Source organism: Mesorhizobium sp. BR1-1-4, from assembly GCF_020165375.1.
In the GTDB taxonomy this organism is placed as follows: Bacteria; Pseudomonadota; Alphaproteobacteria; order Rhizobiales; family Rhizobiaceae; genus Mesorhizobium; species Mesorhizobium australicum.
Genome location: NZ_JAIUIB010000001.1, coordinates 447364 through 464870, shown reverse-complemented (window position 1 = coordinate 464870; position 17507 = coordinate 447364). Strand labels below are relative to the sequence as shown.

The 17507-nt window shown below is 64.1% G+C and carries 16 protein-coding genes; 13 read left to right on the top strand and 3 right to left on the bottom strand.

The window, feature by feature from the left end; translation table 11 throughout:
- Nucleotides 1–98 precede the first annotated feature (98 nt).
- The 10 genes from mdh to lpdA all read left to right on the top strand — a co-directional run bounded on the left by mdh (nt 99) and on the right by lpdA (nt 11266).
- A complete protein-coding gene (mdh, locus tag LB571_RS02325) occupies nt 99–1067 on the top strand; it encodes a malate dehydrogenase (protein ID WP_015315009.1) in 969 nt (322 codons plus the stop codon).
- A 46-nt stretch (nt 1068–1113) separates the two neighbouring features.
- Nucleotides 1114–2307, top strand: coding sequence for an ADP-forming succinate--CoA ligase subunit beta (gene sucC, locus LB571_RS02320; protein WP_224591986.1), 1194 nt, complete (start codon nt 1114–1116; stop codon nt 2305–2307).
- A gap of 4 nt (nt 2308–2311) precedes the next feature.
- Entirely contained in the window at nt 2312–2683 is a 372-nt protein-coding gene (locus LB571_RS02315; protein ID WP_015315011.1) for a cupin domain-containing protein, read from the top strand.
- 3 nt (nt 2684–2686) lie between these two features.
- Complete coding sequence (locus tag LB571_RS02310) at nt 2687–3184, top strand: DUF1579 family protein (RefSeq protein WP_224591984.1); 498 nt, start codon at nt 2687–2689, stop codon at nt 3182–3184.
- An 11-nt stretch (nt 3185–3195) separates the two neighbouring features.
- On the top strand, nt 3196–4098 hold the full coding sequence (sucD, locus tag LB571_RS02305) for a succinate--CoA ligase subunit alpha (protein WP_140791679.1): 903 nt from the start codon (nt 3196–3198) through the stop codon (nt 4096–4098).
- 144 nt (nt 4099–4242) lie between these two features.
- Nucleotides 4243–7227, top strand: a complete 2985-nt coding sequence (locus LB571_RS02300) for a 2-oxoglutarate dehydrogenase E1 component (protein WP_140618313.1) — start codon at nt 4243–4245, stop codon at nt 7225–7227.
- 32 nt (nt 7228–7259) lie between these two features.
- Nucleotides 7260–8537 carry a 2-oxoglutarate dehydrogenase complex dihydrolipoyllysine-residue succinyltransferase gene (gene odhB / locus LB571_RS02295; protein ID WP_140660449.1) on the top strand — a complete coding sequence of 426 codons (1278 nt, stop codon included), beginning with the start codon at nt 7260–7262 and terminating at the stop codon, nt 8535–8537.
- 78 nt (nt 8538–8615) lie between these two features.
- A complete protein-coding gene (locus LB571_RS02290; protein WP_411969675.1) occupies nt 8616–9083 on the top strand; it encodes a hypothetical protein in 468 nt (155 codons plus the stop codon).
- Nucleotides 9080–9835 carry an SDR family oxidoreductase gene (locus tag LB571_RS02285; RefSeq protein WP_224591981.1) on the top strand — a complete coding sequence of 252 codons (756 nt, stop codon included), beginning with the start codon at nt 9080–9082 and terminating at the stop codon, nt 9833–9835. The genes LB571_RS02290 and LB571_RS02285 overlap by 4 nt, the downstream gene beginning before the upstream one ends.
- A gap of 24 nt (nt 9836–9859) precedes the next feature.
- Nucleotides 9860–11266, top strand: a complete 1407-nt coding sequence (lpdA, locus tag LB571_RS02280; RefSeq protein ID WP_224591977.1) for a dihydrolipoyl dehydrogenase — start codon at nt 9860–9862, stop codon at nt 11264–11266.
- 758 nt (nt 11267–12024) lie between these two features.
- Here the strand turns inward: lpdA and LB571_RS02275 are convergent.
- Together LB571_RS02275 and LB571_RS02270 are read right to left on the bottom strand one after the other, a co-directional pair.
- Nucleotides 12025–13092 (bottom strand): TraB/GumN family protein, encoded by a 1068-nt coding sequence (locus LB571_RS02275; RefSeq protein ID WP_224591975.1) that lies wholly within the window; start codon nt 13090–13092, stop codon nt 12025–12027.
- Nucleotides 13093–13441: 349 nt separating this feature from the next.
- Nucleotides 13442–14380 (bottom strand): tyrosine recombinase XerC, encoded by a 939-nt coding sequence (locus LB571_RS02270; RefSeq protein WP_140712269.1) that lies wholly within the window; start codon nt 14378–14380, stop codon nt 13442–13444.
- Nucleotides 14381–14495: 115 nt separating this feature from the next.
- Here LB571_RS02270 and rimM point away from each other — a divergent pair, with 115 nt between their 5' ends.
- Both rimM and trmD read left to right on the top strand, forming a co-directional pair.
- Nucleotides 14496–15095, top strand: coding sequence for a ribosome maturation factor RimM (gene rimM, locus LB571_RS02265; RefSeq protein ID WP_015315021.1), 600 nt, complete (start codon nt 14496–14498; stop codon nt 15093–15095).
- Nucleotides 15092–15790 carry a tRNA (guanosine(37)-N1)-methyltransferase TrmD gene (trmD, locus tag LB571_RS02260; RefSeq protein ID WP_224591972.1) on the top strand — a complete coding sequence of 233 codons (699 nt, stop codon included), beginning with the start codon at nt 15092–15094 and terminating at the stop codon, nt 15788–15790. Before rimM ends, trmD begins: the two co-directional genes overlap by 4 nt.
- On the opposite strand, the gene LB571_RS02255 is transcribed toward trmD, so the two are convergent.
- On the bottom strand, nt 15772–16524 hold the full coding sequence (locus LB571_RS02255; protein ID WP_015315023.1) for a sulfite exporter TauE/SafE family protein: 753 nt from the start codon (nt 16522–16524) through the stop codon (nt 15772–15774). The genes trmD and LB571_RS02255 overlap by 19 nt on opposite strands.
- Before the next feature lie 338 nt (nt 16525–16862).
- Between LB571_RS02255 and rplS the strand changes: the two genes are divergently transcribed.
- Nucleotides 16863–17414 (top strand): 50S ribosomal protein L19, encoded by a 552-nt coding sequence (gene rplS, locus LB571_RS02250; RefSeq protein ID WP_013892267.1) that lies wholly within the window; start codon nt 16863–16865, stop codon nt 17412–17414.
- The last annotated feature ends 93 nt before the right edge of the window (nt 17415–17507 follow it).

Genomic DNA, 17507 nt, shown 5'->3' with positions numbered 1-17507 from the left:
GCTATTGGGTGCGGGAAATTCGCGGTTCCCCCGCAGCAGTCCGGCCTCTTCCTCGACGCCGTGTTGGCGCGTCACAGACAAAGGGAAATCATCCTCACATGGCACGCAACAAGATAGCGCTTATCGGCTCTGGCATGATCGGCGGCACGCTCGCCCACATGATCGGCCTCAAGGATCTCGGCGACGTGGTCCTGTTCGATATCGCCGAGGGTATCCCGCAAGGCAAGGGGCTCGATATCGCGCAGTCGTCGCCGGTCGATGGTTTCGATTCCCGGCTGACCGGCGTCAACGACTATGCCGGCATCGAGGGCGCCGATGTCTGCATCGTCACCGCCGGCGTGCCGCGCAAACCGGGCATGAGCCGCGACGACCTGCTGGGCATCAACCTGAAGGTCATGGAGCAGGTCGGCGCAGGGCTGAAGAAGTACGCGCCGAAGGCCTTCGTCATCTGCATTACCAATCCGCTCGACGCCATGGTGTGGGCGCTGCAGAAGTTTTCGGGCTTGCCCAAGACCCATGTCGTCGGCATGGCCGGCGTGCTCGACAGCGCGCGCTTCCGCTACTTCCTGGCGGAGGAATTCAAGGTTTCGGTCGAGGACGTCACCGCCTTCGTGCTCGGCGGCCACGGCGATTCCATGGTGCCGATGATCCGCTATTCCACGGTGTCGGGCATTCCGCTTCCCGACCTGATCAAGATGGGCTGGACCTCGAAGGAAAAGCTCGACCAGATCGTGCAGCGCACCCGTGACGGCGGCGCCGAGATCGTCGGCCTCCTGAAGACCGGCTCGGCCTATTACGCGCCGGCGGCCTCGGCGATCCAGATGGCCGAATCCTATCTCAAGGACAAGAAGCGCGTGCTGCCTTGCGCGGCACACCTCTCCGGCCAGTATGGCGTCAAGGGTACCTATGTCGGCGTGCCCGTGGTGATCGGCGCCGGCGGTGTCGAGCGCGTCATCGAGATCGACCTTAACAAGGCCGAGCAGAAGATGTTCGAGGCATCGGTGGCGACCGTGCAGGGCCTGACCGAGGCCTGCGTCAAGATCGCGCCGCAGCTCGCCTCGAAATAACCCGCCCAAACGTCACCCCGGCAAAACGACCTGGAGATAGTTCCCGATGAACATCCATGAATATCAAGGCAAGGCGCTGCTGAAGAGCTTTGGCGCGCCGGTGGCCGAAGGCGTGCCGGTTTTCAAGGCAAGCGAGGCGGAAGCCGCTGCACAGGCGCTGCCCGGCCCACTCTATGTGGTGAAGAGCCAGATCCATGCCGGCGGCCGCGGCAAAGGCAAATTCAAGGAACTCGGCGCCGACGCCAAGGGCGGTGTGCGACTGGCGAAGTCCGTCGCCGAGGTGGTCGCCAACGCCAACGAGATGCTCGGCCATACGCTGGTGACCAAGCAGACCGGCCCGGCCGGCAAGCAGGTCAACCGCCTCTATATCGAGGACGGCGCCGACATCGAGCGCGAGCTCTATCTCTCCATCCTGGTCGACCGCTCGGTCGGCCGCATCGCCTTTGTCGTCTCGACCGAGGGCGGCATGGACATCGAGGGCGTCGCGCACGACACGCCGGAAAAGATCATCACCGTCGCCATCGATCCGGAAAAGGGCGTTACGGCTGAGGACGTCAAGGCGCTCAACGATGCGCTGAAGCTCGACGGCGACGGGGCCAGGGACGGCGGCACGCTGTTCCCGATCCTCTACAAGGCCTTCGTCGAGAAGGACATGAGCCTGCTCGAGGTCAACCCGCTGATCGTCATGAAGGATGGGCATCTGCGCGTGCTCGACGCGAAGGTGTCGTTCGACAACAACGCGCTGTTTCGCCACCCAGATGTGCTCGAACTGCGCGACACGTCAGAAGAGGACGAGAAGGAGATCGAGGCGTCGAAATACGACCTCGCCTATGTCGCGCTCGATGGCAATATCGGCTGCATGGTCAACGGCGCCGGCCTTGCCATGGCGACGATGGACATCATCAAGCTCTACGGCGCCGAACCCGCCAACTTCCTCGATGTCGGCGGCGGCGCTTCCAAGGAGAAGGTGACGGCCGCGTTCAAGATCATCACCAGGGATCCGGCGGTCAAGGGCATCCTGATCAATATCTTCGGCGGCATCATGAAGTGCGACATCATCGCCGAGGGTGTGATTGCCGCGGTCAAGGAAGTCGGGCTCAAGGTGCCGCTGGTCGTGCGCCTGGAAGGCACCAATGCCGAGCTTGGCAAGAAGATCATCAACGACAGCGGCCTGAACGTCGTCTCGGCCGACGATCTCGACGACGCGGCCAAGAAGATCGTGGCGGCGGTGAAGGGCTGAGCCGGTGCCTCCACGCAAGATAAACCTGGTCGAGGCGGCGGATCGGACCATCACTGAGGTCTTCGATCCGCATATCGCCGGCGACGTGAATGACAGCCAGGCCAAGGTCGCCAAGTTCGGCGAGGTCTTCGACTGGCATGCGCATGACAATGAAGACGAAGCCTTCCTCGTGCTGCGCGGCAGGATCGCCATTGATTTTCGCGACGGGCCGATCGAGCTCGGCGAGGGCGACTTCATCGTCGTACCGCGCGGCGTCGAGCATCGGCCGCGTTCGCTGACATCAGAGCCGGTGGTGCTGATGTTCGAACCGGCGACGACACTCAACACCGGCAATGCCAAGAGCGATCTGACGGTCGCCGATCTGAAGCGGCTCTGACCGATGAACGCCTCGCCCTTCTCTTCGCTCTCGGCCGATCACCAGCTCCTGCAGGCTTTGGTCGGTGCTTGGCGCGGCGAGGAGGAGGTGGCGGATACGCAGTGGGCCGATGGCGGCATGGCGACGAGCGAAGTGACAGCGGAAGCGCAGTTCGGCGGTCTGTTCGTGGTGCAGCGCTATAAGCAGCGCCGCGATGGCACGGTCTCCTTCGGCGCGCACAATGTATTCGGCTTCGACCAGCAGAACAGCGTCGTCACCATGCACCAGTTCGATTCGATGGGCTTTGTGCCGTCCTCGCCCGCCACGGGCACATGGAACGGCCGCGAGCTGGTGCTGGAGCGGTCGTCGCCGCGCGGCTTTGCGAAGGTGACGTATGTTTTCGACGATGCCGACACCTACCGCATGCGATTGCATTTCAAACTTGCCGGCAGCGATGACTGGCAAGACATGGTGAGCGGCGTCTACCGGCGCGTCTCGCCTTCCTCGATCAACGGTTTTTAAAAAGGGCGGCCATGTCCATTCTCGTCGACAAGAATACCAAGGTGCTGGTGCAGGGCCTGACCGGCAAGACCGGTACGTTCCATACCGAGCAGGCGCTGGCCTACCACGGGACAAAGATGGTCGGCGGCATCCATCCCAAGAAGGGCGGCGAGACCTGGACGGGCTCGAAAGGCGAGAGCCTGCCGATCTTCGCCACTGTCGCCGAAGGCAAGGAAAAGACAGGCGCCAACGCCTCCGTCATCTACGTGCCGCCGGCGGGCGCCGCGGAAGCCATCATCGAGGCGATCGAGGCGGAGATCCCGCTGATCGTCTGCATCACGGAAGGCATTCCGGTGATGGACATGATCAAGGTCAAGGCGCGGCTCGATCGCTCGGCCTCGCGGCTGATCGGACCGAACTGCCCGGGCGTGCTTACCCCCGACGAATGCAAGATCGGCATCATGCCCGGGAACATCTTCCGCAAGGGCTCGGTCGGCGTTGTTTCGCGCTCGGGAACACTTACCTACGAGGCTGTGTTCCAGACCACCAATGTCGGCCTCGGCCAGACCACCGCCGTCGGCATCGGCGGCGACCCCGTCAAGGGCACCGAGTTCATCGACATGCTCGAGATGTTCCTGGCCGATGATGAGACCAAGTCGATCATCATGATCGGCGAGATCGGCGGTTCGGCCGAGGAAGACGCCGCGCAGTTTCTCAAGGACGAAGCCAGGCGTGGTCGCAAGAAGCCGATGGCCGGCTTCATCGCCGGGCGCACCGCGCCGGCCGGACGCACCATGGGCCATGCGGGCGCGGTCATCTCCGGCGGCAAGGGCGGCGCGGAAGACAAGATCGCGGCGATGGAATCGGCCGGGATAAAAGTTTCGCCGTCGCCGGCACGGCTGGGCACGACGCTGGTCGAGGCGATCAAGGGTTAAGGCAGTAGTGAGTAGCAGGTAGTCAGTAGTGAAGAAGGGAAGAACGGGTGAGTAGCAGCTGAGCCGAAAATTCCATTTTCCGCTCACTACCGGCTACTCATTGTTCCCTCGAAAGGAGACGGAGCCAGGCTCCGCTGAAACGACATGGCAAGACAAGATCAGGCCAACGACCAATTTTCGCTCACCTCTTTCCTCTATGGCGGCAATGCCGATTACATCGACGCGCTCTACGCGGCGTATGAGGACGATCCCGCCTCGGTCAATCCCGAGTGGCAGGAGTTCTTCGCCGGGCTGAAGGACGATGCCGGCGATGTGCGCAGGAACGCCAAGGGCGCTTCATGGGCGAAACCTTCCTGGCCGCTGCAGGCCAATGGCGAGCTGGTGTCGGCGCTGGACGGCAATTGGGGCATCGTCGAAAAGCACCTGGAAAAGAAGGTCAAGGACAAGGCCGTCACCAACGGTGTCGTGCTGTCCGACGCCGATGTGCACCAGGCGACACGTGATTCCGTGCGCGCCATCATGATGATCCGCGCCTTCCGCATGCGCGGCCATCTGCACGCCAATCTCGATCCGCTCGGCATCAACACGCTCGAGGATTACAACGAACTGTCGCCGGAAAATTACGGCTTCACCGAAGCCGACTACGACCGGCCGATCTTCCTCGACAATGTGCTGGGGCTCGAATTCGGCAGCATCCGGCAGATGCTGGAGATCCTCACCCGCACCTATTGTTCGACGCTCGGCGTCGAGTTCATGCATATTTCCGATCCCGAGGAAAAGGCCTGGATCCAGGCGCGCATCGAGGGCGCCGACAAGGAGATCTCGTTCACCGCCACCGGCAAGAAGGCGATCCTGCAGAAGCTGGTCGAGGCGGAAGGCTTCGAGCAGTTCATCGACGTCAAGTACAAGGGCACCAAGCGCTTCGGTCTCGACGGCGGTGAATCGCTGATCCCGGCGCTGGAGCAGATCGTCAAGCGCGGCGGCCAGCTCGGCATGAAGGAGATCGTGCTCGGCATGGCCCATCGCGGCCGCCTCAATGTGCTTTCCCAGGTGATGGCCAAGCCGCACCGCGCCATCTTCCACGAATTCAAGGGCGGCTCGGCGGCCCCCGACGAGGTCGAGGGCTCGGGCGACGTGAAGTACCATCTCGGTGCCTCGTCGGACCGCGAGTTCGACGGCAACAAGGTTCACCTTTCGCTGACGGCGAACCCTTCGCATCTGGAGATCGTCGACCCCGTGGTAATGGGCAAGGCGCGCGCCAAGCAGGACTCCCTGTTCGGCCGCGGCCGCGAGGAGATCGTGCCGCTGGAAGAGCGGGCCAAGGTGCTGCCGCTCTTGCTGCATGGCGACGCCGCCTTTGCCGGCCAGGGCGTGATCGCCGAGATCCTCGGCCTATCGGGCCTGCGTGGCCACCGCGTCGCCGGCACGCTGCACTTCATCATCAACAACCAGATCGGCTTCACCACCAATCCGCGCTTCTCGCGCTCATCGCCCTATCCGTCCGATGTCGCCAAGATGATCGAGGCACCGATCTTTCACGTCAATGGCGACGATCCGGAGGCTGTGGTGCACGCCACCAAGGTGGCGATCGAATTCCGCATGAAGTTCCATAAGCCGGTGGTCGTGGACATGTTCTGCTACCGCCGCTTCGGCCACAATGAGGGCGACGAACCGGCCTTCACGCAGCCGCTCATGTACAGCAACATCCGCGCCCACAAGACGACGGTGCAGATCTATGGCGATCGCCTGATCGCCGAAGGGCACATCACCCAGGCCGAGCTCGATCAGATGAAGGCCGATTGGCGCGCGCATCTGGAAGCCGAATGGGAAGTCGGCCAGCACTACAAGCCCAACAAGGCCGACTGGCTCGACGGCGCCTGGTCAGGCCTGCGCACGGCCGACAACCAGGACGAGACAAGGCGCGGCAAGACCGCGGTACCGGTCAAGACGCTGAAGGAAATCGGCAAGAAGCTGACCGAGGTGCCGAAGGGCTTCGAAGCGCACAAGACGATCATCCGCTTCCTCGAAAACCGGCGTCAGGCGATCGAGTCCGGCGAAGGCATCGACTGGTCGACGGCCGAGGCGCTGGCCTTCGGCGCGATCCTGCTCGACGGCAATCCGATCCGGCTTTCCGGACAGGATTCCGAGCGCGGCACCTTCTCGCAGCGCCATTCCGTGCTCTACGACCAGCGCGACGAGACCCGCTACATCCCGCTCAACAATCTGTCGGCGGCGCAGGCCGGCTACGAAGTCATCAACTCGATGCTGTCGGAAGAAGCGGTGCTGGGCTTCGAATATGGCTACAGCCTGGCCGAGCCGAAGGCGCTGACGCTGTGGGAGGCGCAGTTCGGCGACTTCGCCAACGGCGCCCAGGTGGTGTTCGACCAGTTCATCTCGTCGGGCGAACGCAAGTGGCTCAGAATGTCTGGCCTCGTCTGCCTGCTGCCGCATGGCTATGAAGGCCAGGGCCCGGAACATTCTTCCGCCCGGCTGGAGCGCTTCCTGCAGCTTTGCGCCGAAGACAATATGCAAGTCGCCAACTGCACGACGCCGGCCAACTACTTCCACATCTTGCGCCGACAGCTGAAGCGCGACTTCCGCAAGCCGCTGATCCTGATGACGCCGAAGTCGCTGCTGCGCCACAAGCGGGCGGTGTCGACGCTGCCGGAAATCTCGGGCGAAAGCTCGTTCCACCGGCTGCTGTGGGACGACGCCCAGCTGTTGCCCAACCAGGCGATCAAGCTGACCAAGGATTCCAAGATCCGCCGCGTCGTGCTGTGCTCGGGCAAGGTCTATTACGACCTCTATGAAGAGCGCGAGAAGCGCGGCATCAACGACATCTACTTGCTGCGCGTCGAACAGCTCTATCCGTTCCCGGCCAAGGCGCTGATCACCGAGCTGTCACGCTTCCGCAACGCCGAGATGGTGTGGTGCCAGGAGGAGCCCAAGAACATGGGTGCCTGGTCGTTCATCGATCCGTATCTGGAATGGGTGCTGGCGCATATCGACGCCAAGCATCAGCGGGTGCGCTACACCGGCCGTCCGGCGGCCGCCTCGCCGGCGACCGGGCTGATGTCGAAGCACCTCGCCCAGCTCGCCGCCTTGCTCGAAGACGCGCTCGGCGAATAAGCAGAACAGAACCGAAAGAACGGACAGGCACAATGGCTACCGAAATCCGCGTTCCCACACTCGGCGAATCCGTCACCGAAGCGACCGTTGGCAAATGGTTCAAGAAGGTCGGCGATGCCATTGCCGCCGACGAACCGCTGGTCGAGCTCGAAACCGACAAGGTGACGGTAGAGGTGCCCGCCGCCGCCGCCGGGACGCTCGGTGAAATCACGGTTGGGGAAGGCGAGACGGTCGGCGTCGGCGCCCTGCTCGGGTCGATTTCGGCCGGTGGCGCGGCTGCTCCCGCGACCAAGCCGCAAGCGGTCGCGCAGGCGTCCAGCCCCGACGCGGCATCCACCACCAAGCAGGCCGCGGCCGAGACCGCCAAGGTTGCCGGCGATGCCGGACCGGTCGAGCCGCGCACCATGCCGCCGGCGCCGGCGGCGGCAAAATTGATCGCCGAGAACAATCTGTCGGTCGACCAGCTCTCCGGCTCGGGCAAGCGCGGCCAAGTGCTGAAGGGCGACGTGCTGGATGCCATCTCCAAGGGTGCGCCGTCGCAGCCGGCCGAGACGCCAAAGGCAGCGCCGGCACCGATCGCGGTTCGGGCGCCGTCGTCGGGTGATGATGCATCGCGCGAGGAGCGCGTGCGCATGACCAAGCTGCGCCAGACCATCGCGCGCCGCCTGAAGGAGGCGCAGTCGACCGCCGCCATGCTGACCACCTTCAACGAAGTCGACATGTCGGCGGTGATGGCGCTCAGGACGAAGTACAAGGACGTTTTCGAGAAGAAGCACGGCGTGAAGCTCGGCTTCATGGGCTTCTTCACCAAGGCGGTCACCCACGCGCTGAAGGAAATCCCCTCGGTCAATGCCGAGATCGACGGCACCGACATCATCTTCAAGAACTATGCCCATATCGGTGTCGCGGTCGGCACCGAAAAGGGTCTCGTGGTTCCGGTCGTGCGCGATGCCGACCAGATGTCGATCGCCGAGATCGAGAAGGATATCGGCCGGCTGGGCATCGCAGCGCGCGACGGCAAGCTGTCGGTCGCCGACATGCAAGGCGGCACCTTCACCATCTCCAATGGTGGCGTCTACGGGTCGCTGATGTCGACGCCGATCCTCAATGCGCCGCAGTCGGGCATTCTGGGCATGCACAAGATCCAGGACCGGCCGGTTGTGGTCGGCGGCCAGATCGTGATCCGGCCGATGATGTACCTGGCGCTCAGCTACGATCACCGCATCGTCGACGGCAAGGAAGCCGTGACCTTCCTGGTGCGGGTCAAGGAAAGCCTGGAGGATCCGGAGCGGCTGGTGCTCGATCTGTGAGGCGGTCGGATGGCGGCTTGCGGCAAAGAGCGGCCAATGATGGCGCGTTTGCTCGGAGCCACCAAACCGGTTGTGCTTATGGCCGGGATCGTGATGACTACCGCAGCCGCCCAGGCCGCCTGCCCGATCGAACTCGCCGTCTATGGCGATAGCCAGAGCGGCAGCGAGATCGATTTTACCCCGACCGGCACATCGGCTGTTGTAACCAACACGTTCCGCATGATCCTTGACAACAATGTGGTGCTGAACGGCATCGTCATGTGGACCACGGATGTTGCGCGGCCGAACGGCGCGCTGATGTACAAATGCCCGGAGGGCGACGTGACCGGCGAGGAGCTTGCCGCCTGTACGCTGTGGAACGGCGTCATCTACACGTCCGACGACAAGGGCACTGTCGGGCTTTTGCCGGCCGAGGGAGTGGAGGCGCCGAAGACGCTGATCCTGCCCGATCTCGGGCCGGTGCTTAGGCAGTCCCGGGCGCGTGGCGGCGGCGGATTTTCGAAAGTGCCGTCCGATGTGTTCGCTATGAAGGGATGCCAGGAATGAGCGCGACGCAAAAAGTGCTGCTGGTCACCGGCGGCAGCCGCGGCATCGGCGCCGCCATCTGCCGACTGGGGTCGGAGGGGGGCTATCGCGTCGCGGTCAATTACGCCTCCAACAAGGCCGCCGCCGATGCGCTGGTCGCCGAAATCAAGGACGGCGGCGGCGAAGCCGTTGCCGTCAGGGGCGATGTCGGCAAGGAAACCGATATCGTGGCCATGTTCGGCGCCGTCGACCGCGCCTTTGGCCGGCTCGACGCCTTCGTCAACAATGCCGGCATCGTCGACGTCAAGGCGCGCGTCGACGAGATGGATGTCGCGCGGCTGGAACGCATGATGCGCATCAATGTCGTCGGCTCGTTCCTGTGCGCCCGCGAGGCGGTGAAGCGCATCTCGACGCGGCATGGCGGGTCGGGCGGTGCGATCGTCAACATCTCGTCGGCGGCGGCGACGCTGGGCTCGCCGGGCGAATATGTCGACTATGCCGCCTCCAAGGGCGCCATCGACACCTTCACCATCGGGCTTGCCCGCGAGGTGGCGCTGGAAGGCATCCGTGTCAATGCGGTGCGGCCGGGCATCATCGACACCGACATCCACGCCTCCGGAGGCCAGCCGGACCGGATAGAACGGTTCCGCGATCTGCTGCCGATGAAAAGGGCGGGCACGGCGGATGAAGTCGCCGGTGCGGTCCTCTATCTTTTATCCGATGCCGCGTCCTATACGACGGGCGCGATCCTGAATGTCAGCGGCGGCCGCTGAACCCCAAGCAAAAGGGAAACAAACATGGCTTATGACGTGGTTATCATCGGCTCGGGACCCGGCGGCTATGTCTGCGCCATCAAGGCGGCACAGCTTGGGCTGAAGGTCGCGGTGGTCGAGAAGAACGCGACCTTCGGCGGCACCTGCCTCAACATCGGCTGCATCCCGTCCAAGGCGCTGCTTTATGCCTCGGAAATGTTCGCCGAGGCCGGCCATTCCTTCGACACGCTCGGCGTCGAAATTCCGGCACCCAGGCTGAACCTGAAGAAAATGATGGCGCACAAGGACGCGACGGTGTTGTCCAACGTCAATGGCGTCGCCTTCCTGTTCAAGAAGAACAAGATCGATGCCTTCCGCGGCACCGGCAAGGTGGTTGCCGCAGGCAAGGTCTCGGTGACCGGCGAGGATGGCAAGGTCGACGAGATCGAGACCAAGAACATCGTCATCGCCACCGGGTCCGACGTCGCCGGCATTCCCGGCGTCAAGGTCGACTTCGACGAAAAGATCATCGTGTCCTCGACCGGCGCGCTGTCGCTGGAGAAGGTGCCTGGCCATTTGGTGGTGGTGGGCGGCGGTGTCATCGGCCTCGAACTCGGCTCGGTCTGGGCACGGCTTGGCGCCAAGGTCACTGTGGTCGAGTTCCTCGACACCATTTTGGGCGGCATGGACGGCGAGGTGTCGAAACAGTTCCAGCGGCTGCTCTCCAAGCAGGGCTTCGAATTCAAGCTCGGCGCCAAGGTGACCGGCGTCGCCACGGCCAAGAAGGGCGCGACCGTTACCTTCGAGCCGGTCAAGGGGGGTGCTGCCGAAACCATTGAGGCCGATGCCGTGCTGATCTCGACGGGACGCCGCGCCTTTTCGGACAGCCTCGGGCTGAAGGAAGCCGGCGTCGAGGTCGACGAGCGCGGCCGGGTCAAGACCGACGGGCATCTCAGGACCAATGTTCCCGGGATCTACGCCATCGGCGACGTCATCGCCGGTCCGATGCTGGCGCACAAGGCCGAGGACGAGGGCGTGGCGGTGGCCGAGACCATCGCCGGCCAGGCCGGCCATGTGAACTATGACGTCATTCCGAGCGTCGTCTACACCAGTCCGGAGATCGCCTCGGTCGGCAGGACCGAGGAAGAGCTGAAGAAGGCCGGCATCGACTACAAGGTCGGCAAATTCCCCTTCACGGCCAACGGCCGCGCGCGCGCCATGCTGCATACCGACGGTTTCGTGAAGATCCTGGCCGACAAGCAGAGCGACCGCGTGCTCGGCGTCCATATCGTCGGCTTCGGCGCCGGCGAGATGATCCATGAGGCGGCGGTACTGATGGAGTTCGGCGGCTCGTCGGAAGATCTGGCCCGCACCTGCCACGCCCATCCGACGATGTCGGAAGCGGTGAAGGAAGCGGCGCTGGCCACCTTCTTCAAGCCGATCCACATCTAAGGGTGCCCAACGCTTCGTCGTCCTATGGCGGAGCAAGGAGCGAAGCGACGCGGCGTAGATCCCTGGAGCTGCTCCGCAGCCCAAGGGATCCCTGCCGTGACTTCAGAGCGCTCCTGCGATGCGGAATTCTGCTCCGCTGCATTCCTCGGCCGAGGTCGCGGCATGGATCCTCGGGTCAAGCCCGAGGATGACGAACGGGCGGAGTGGCTTGGCGCCAAGGCCCCCCAACGGTCATCACCCAAAACAAAACGGCCCGCCTTTCAGCAGGCCGTTGGTCTTTGATATCGAGCCCCTTACTGGGCCGGCGCTGGTGCCGGGGCGGGCGCTGGTGCGGGAGCCGGCGCTGGCGCTGGTGCCGGGGCGGGCGCAGGAGCAGGTTCGGCTGGCTTGGCCGGTTCGGCGGGCTTCATCGGTTCAGCCGGTGCGGGCGCCGGAGCCGGTGTGCTGGCCGCTGGCGGCTCGGCGGGTGCCGGGTGCTCGCCACCACTTCTTCCGAAAACATAATACGCGACAATCGCCAGGATAACGACGACCAGTGCAATCAACCAAGGGCTGCCGCCACCGCCGCTCGGCCGAGGGGCATTGGTGGTCGAATTGTACGGGTCGTTTGGGTTTGGTGTGTTCGCCATAAATGTGTCCTCCGGGAAAATGAAAAAGGTCAATCAACATCCATCAACGCGCAACCGTTGAATGGGTTTCACGCTAGCGGAGGAAAACGCCGTAAACGCGGCGTTTGCGTGCCTCCGCTGCCATCCGACTCAATTGACGGCGGTGACAGTATAGCCGGCTTTGCGGAAATCCTCGACCAGTCCCTCTGGACCGGGAAGGTGCAGCGCGCCGACCGCCATGAAGGCGTTGCCCTTGGCCAGGATCGGCCCGGCATGATCGACCATTACCTTGTTGCGGCTGGTGATCATGGTTTCCTCGAAGGCGGCGTAGCCCGCGGGGTCGTCCTGCTCCTCGGGCATGGCGGCGCGGAACAGCGGCCAGAACATCCCGGTGTCGCCACGCTGGTAAAGCACGATCATGGTTTCGTTGATATCGTTGACCTTGTCGCCCAGCTTCAGCGTGTCGACCAGACCTTTCATGTGAAACGCGAGCGGCAGCGAGGCCATGGCGCGCAGCTGGCTCTCGGCCGTTTCCAATCCTTCCACCGGCTTGCCGGCCGCCTTGGCGCTCTCGGCCAGCTTGACGTCGAGCACCGGCGCGCCGCCGGACTGGCGGGCGAGTTCGCAAGCCGGAAGCGCCATCATGGCCGACAGCATCCACGGCTTCATTTTTGCGACCGTCGCCGGCGGGATGCCGCGCGCATCGAGCGCGGCGTTCATGGCCGCCGCTTCGTCCGGCGACAGCAGTGACGAAAGCGTCGTGGAGTCGGTGAACATCATCAGGTCCGGCTCCTTCAGCATCGCCGCCATCATCTTCTGCTTGTCGAGCACGTCGGTGGTCTCGATGATGAGGGTGCCGGCAGCATCGAAGGCCTTCTGCGCATAGGCCGGCAGCGTGGTGACGCGCGGATCGGTCATGTGCATGGTGCCGAACAGGTAGGATGGCTGTTCGCCCGGTTTTTCCAGCTTCCACAGCAGTCCCTTGCCGTTCAGCGTGGCAGCCGCCTCGGCCTCGATTTTGCCGTAGGTGGCGGGATTGTTCTTCTGCAAGGCCGACAGCATGTCGGCGCCGGTACAGGTCGGGATTTCCGCGTGCGCCTTGCCGGCGGCGAACAGCAGGACAGCAACGAAGGACAGGAAAAACAGTACGTTGAGCGCGACAAGCAGTTTCAGCGAGACGGAAGCCGCACGGTCGGCGATGGCAATGACACGTTTCATGGTCCCATTCCTAGGACTGAAAAGCGGCAAAACCGTTAATCGGGGTTATGAAATTGTCCTAACCGCCCATTCTTCGTCATCCACGGGCGGAGCAAGGAGCATAGCGACGCGGCGCAGACCCCTGGAGCTGCTCCGCAGCCCAAGGGATCCATGCCGCGACTTCAGAGCACCGCCCACGGTGCAGAATTCAGCTCCGCTGCATTCCACGGCTGATGTCACGGCATGGATCCCAGGGTCTCCGCGACGGAGCTTCGCTCCTGCTTCGCCCTAGGATGACGAAGTTGGGAAGGCTTCGGCCAATCGCGAATGTTTATAATGGGCCACCGATACTGCATGGCTTTACCGACGTTCATGCCCTGGGATGGGCCGATTCGTAGATTTCCAGCAGCCTTGCGGTGTCGACGCCGGTGTAGATCTGCGTCGTCGACAGGCTGGCGTGGCCCAGGAGTTCCTGGATGGTGCGCAGATCGCCGCCTCGGCCGAGCAGATGGGTGGCGAAGGAATGGCGCAAGGCATGTGGAGTCGCCGTGTCCGGCAGGTTGAGCGCCGAACGCAGCTTCGCCATGTCACGCTGGATGATGGCCGGGTTGAGCGGGCCGCCGCGCGCACCGCGAAACAGGAGACCCTTCGGGTCGAGATGATAGGGGCACAGCCGGCGGTATTCGGCGATCGCCCTGAGCGCCACCGGCAACACCGGCACCAGCCGTGTCTTGCCGCCCTTGCCGATGACGCGCAGCACGGTGTCGGCTTCCGACGCCAGATCAGCGGCATTGAGGCCAAGCGCTTCCGAAATGCGCAAGCCCGAGCCGTAGAGCAGCGTCAGCACGGCGGCGTTGCGGGCGGCGATCCAGGGTTCTTCCGCCAGTTGGCCTTCCACCGATACGACATGTTTGGCATCGCTCGCCGTCAAAGGTTTGGGCAGGGATTTGGGTTGTCGCGGCGCGCGCAAGGCCGCGGCACCTGCCGCATTGGCGAGGCCGCGCCGCTCGAGGAACCGCAGCAGCGAGCGGATGCCGGCCAGGCCACGGCCAAGCGTGCGTGCGCCGGCGCCGGCATTGCGGCGGGCGGCGAGGAAGCCGCGCAGGTCGGCCGGGCGCAGATCGGCGATATCGGAAATGCCGGGTGGTCCGCCGATATGGCCGGTGAGGAAATGCAGGAACTGGCGTGAATCGCGCTCATAGGCTTCCACTGTCTCGGGTGACAGGCGACGTTCACGCGCGAGCATCTTCAGCCAGCTTTCGCGCGCGGCCTGGAGATCGGCCTTTGCCGGTATGAGGAATTCCTGCATCGGGTCTGTTCCGGTTCGCCGTCATTTTCCGGCAGCCGGGTTAGGAAGCGGTGAAGAGCCCGTTGTTGAAATGGCGGCGAGGCGGCGCTAGAGCAGGGACAAAGGATTTTCGCCCATGAGCAAGCCGCAGAACCCCGTCCAGATGGCCGTAATCGGCGCCGCGCACGGCATCAAGGGCGAACTCAGGGTGAAAACCTTCACCGGCGAGCCAATGGCGCTGGCGGATTATGGGCCGCTCTACGCCAGGGATGGACGAGCCTTTCAGATAACCGACATAAGGCCTGCCAACACCGTTGTCGTGGTGCGCTTCAAGGGTGTCAGCGACCGCAATGCGGCCGAGGCGCTCGCCGGTACGGAGCTGTTCGTCGATCGCTCGATGCTGCCCGACGATGGCGAGGAGGACGAATTCTACCATGCCGACCTGATCGGGCTGGAGATCCGGGATGATACCGGCGCCGCCATCGGCAAGGTGGTCGCGGTGCACAATTTCGGCGGCGGCGACATCCTCGATGTGACGCTCGCCGGGCGCAAGGGTGTGCTGATCCCGTTCACGCAGGCCGCCGTGCCTGCCGTGTCGATCGCCGAGGGCTTTGTCCGCGTCGATCCGGTGGCGGCTGGACTGGTCGAGGACGAGGACGCGGACGCGCCGCGCGAGGAGGATTTCGACCCGAAGGGCCGGCCGCGCGGACCGCGCGACGCCGGGGGCAACCGGTGAGTTTTGCCGCGTCGGTGCTGACACTCTATCCCGAGATGTTTCCGGGCCCGCTTGGCCTGTCGCTGGCCGGACGGGCACTGGAGGCGGGCACATGGTCGCTGGAGGCGATTCAGATCCGCGACTTCGCCGCCGACAAGCACCGCACCGTCGACGACACGCCGGCCGGCGGCGGCGCCGGCATGGTGATGCGTGCCGATGTCCTGGCGAAGGCAATCGACCATGCTTCGCCGCCGGGCGATGAGCGTCCAAGGCTGCTGATGAGCCCTCGCGGCAAACCACTGACGCAGGCTCGCGTGCGCGAACTCGCCGCCGGGCCGGGCGCGGTCATCCTGTGCGGCCGTTTCGAAGGCGTCGACCAGCGGGTGATCGATGCACGGGGACTGGAGGAAGTCTCGATCGGCGATTTCATCCTGTCCGGCGGCGAGCCGGCGGCGCTGGTGCTGCTCGACGCTGTTGTGCGGCTGTTGCCCGGGGTGATGGGCAATGCGGTCTCCGGGGAAGAAGAGAGTTTCGAAAACGGCCTGCTCGAACATCCGCACTATACGCGACCGCAGGAATTCGAGGGCCGGGAGATTCCCGAAGTGCTGATCTCCGGCAATCACAAGAAGATCGCCGCCTGGCGCCGCGCGCAGTCGGAGACGCTGACGAAAGAGCGGCGACCCGATCTGTTCGGCGATCAGCCTTTGCCGAAATAGTAAAAAGCCAGAAACAGGCCGACGGCGATGACGAAGCCGCGCACCACGTTCTGCGGTACGCGCTTGGCGATCCAGACACCGGCATAGCCGCCGAGCGCCCCGCCTGGGATCATGACGATCGCCTCCGGCCAGGCGACGACGCCGCCCGAGACGAAGACGACGATGGCGACAGCCGCGATGACCACGGCCAGCATGTTCTTCAGCGCGTTCAGGCGGTGGTAGTCGCCGGCTTGAGTCAGGCCGAGGGTGGCCAGCATCATCACGCCCATGCCGGCGCCGAAGAAGCCGCCATAGATGGCGGTGACGAATTGCGCCAGGGAGCCGGCGAGTGAGCCGACAGCCGCTTCGTGTCCGGGTTTCGGCGCCGGCTTCAGCCAGGGCCCGGCGGCAAACAGTGCCGTCGCGCCCAAAAGCAGCCACGGCACCAGGACGCGAAAGGACGGATTGTCGAGCGCCAGCAGGATCAGGGCGCCGGCTAGCGCGCCGACGGCCGAGATCAGGCAGAGCAGCAGCGCGCCGCGCCAGAAGTGCCTGATGTCGGCCCAGTAAGCGAGGGTCGAGGTGATGTAGCCGGGGAACTGCGTCACCGAGGAGGTGGCGTTGGCCACGATCGGGGGGACGCCGACCAGTGTCATGGCGCCGAAGGTGATGAAGGTGCCGCCGCCGGCAACCGCGTTGGCGGCGCCTGACAGAAAGCCCGCCAGGAAGAGCAGGATGGCGTCGAAAACAGACATGGATGGCCGCCGTGAAGAAGTGTGCTATTCTGGCTTAGGAAGCTTGGTGGACAGACGCAACCCGGCACGGCAGGATTAAGATGGTGCCATGCCGGGAGCCATGCCGGCAAAAAATGCATGGGCAAGGCGTGACAAAGCGCCGAAATAGCTGTATGTGCCCGCCCGTACCGGCAAGAACAAATCTGCCGGACCCGTCAACAATGACGGTGTAGTCGCCCCTGCCCGATGTCTGGGAGACAAATGTCTTGGAGACAAAGGACATAGCCGAGCGGTCAATGGAACTGCAAGGCGAGCGTAGGGCGCTCTGACTGTCGGAAGAACAAGAAGTGGATTTTTAGATGGATCTCATCCGTCAGCTCGAGGCCGAACAGGCCGCCAAGATCGAAGCCAAGCGCAAGCTTCCCGAATTCCAGCCCGGCGACACCGTGCGCGTCCAGGTCCGCGTGACCGAAGGCACCCGCACCCGCGTCCAGGCTTATGAGGGCGTCGTCATCGCCCGCGCCGGTTCCGGCTTCCAGGAAAATTTCACCGTCCGCAAGATCTCCTACGGCGAAGGCGTCGAGCGCGTGTTCCCCGTCTACTCGCCGATGGTCGAAGGCGTCGAGATCGTGCGCCGCGGCAAGGTACGTCGCGCCAAGCTCTATTACCTGCGCGATCGTCGCGGCAAGTCGGCCCGTATTTCGGAAAACACCGGCGTGCGCGCCCGCAAGCTCAATGATGAGGAGCGCGACGCGCTGAACGCCGAGAAGGCGCGCATCGAGGCCGAGAAGGTCGCAGCCGCCCAGGCGCTGGCCGCCGAGACGGCCGCCAAGGAAGCCGCCGAGAAGAAGGCAGCCGCCGAGGCTGAAGCAGCAGCCAAGGCTGCCGCCGAAGCGACCCCGGCCGAATAAGAGTTCGACGAAGGAATTTGAAAAAGGCGGCTTCGGCCGCCTTTTTTTCGTTTCACCGAACTGTGAACGGGTTCAGCCTCGGAGATCGGGGTC

What these genes read in the sequence shown, in the direction of transcription:
- odhB (WP_140660449.1), top strand. Translation starts at nt 7,260, where the DNA reads ATGGCTACCGAAATCCGCGTTCCCACACTCGGCGAATCCGTCACCGAA.
- rplS (WP_013892267.1), top strand. Translation starts at nt 16,863, where the DNA reads ATGGATCTCATCCGTCAGCTCGAGGCCGAACAGGCCGCCAAGATCGAA.
- LB571_RS02255 (WP_015315023.1), bottom strand. Translation starts at nt 16,524, where the DNA reads ATGTCTGTTTTCGACGCCATCCTGCTCTTCCTGGCGGGCTTTCTGTCA.
- LB571_RS02300 (WP_140618313.1), top strand. Translation starts at nt 4,243, where the DNA reads ATGGCAAGACAAGATCAGGCCAACGACCAATTTTCGCTCACCTCTTTC.
- rimM (WP_015315021.1), top strand. Translation starts at nt 14,496, where the DNA reads ATGAGCAAGCCGCAGAACCCCGTCCAGATGGCCGTAATCGGCGCCGCG.
- sucC (WP_224591986.1), top strand. Translation starts at nt 1,114, where the DNA reads ATGAACATCCATGAATATCAAGGCAAGGCGCTGCTGAAGAGCTTTGGC.
- LB571_RS02270 (WP_140712269.1), bottom strand. Translation starts at nt 14,380, where the DNA reads ATGCAGGAATTCCTCATACCGGCAAAGGCCGATCTCCAGGCCGCGCGC.
- LB571_RS02275 (WP_224591975.1), bottom strand. Translation starts at nt 13,092, where the DNA reads ATGAAACGTGTCATTGCCATCGCCGACCGTGCGGCTTCCGTCTCGCTG.
- LB571_RS02290 (WP_411969675.1), top strand. Translation starts at nt 8,616, where the DNA reads ATGGCCGGGATCGTGATGACTACCGCAGCCGCCCAGGCCGCCTGCCCG.
- LB571_RS02285 (WP_224591981.1), top strand. Translation starts at nt 9,080, where the DNA reads ATGAGCGCGACGCAAAAAGTGCTGCTGGTCACCGGCGGCAGCCGCGGC.
- sucD (WP_140791679.1), top strand. Translation starts at nt 3,196, where the DNA reads ATGTCCATTCTCGTCGACAAGAATACCAAGGTGCTGGTGCAGGGCCTG.
- mdh (WP_015315009.1), top strand. Translation starts at nt 99, where the DNA reads ATGGCACGCAACAAGATAGCGCTTATCGGCTCTGGCATGATCGGCGGC.
- lpdA (WP_224591977.1), top strand. Translation starts at nt 9,860, where the DNA reads ATGGCTTATGACGTGGTTATCATCGGCTCGGGACCCGGCGGCTATGTC.
- LB571_RS02310 (WP_224591984.1), top strand. Translation starts at nt 2,687, where the DNA reads ATGAACGCCTCGCCCTTCTCTTCGCTCTCGGCCGATCACCAGCTCCTG.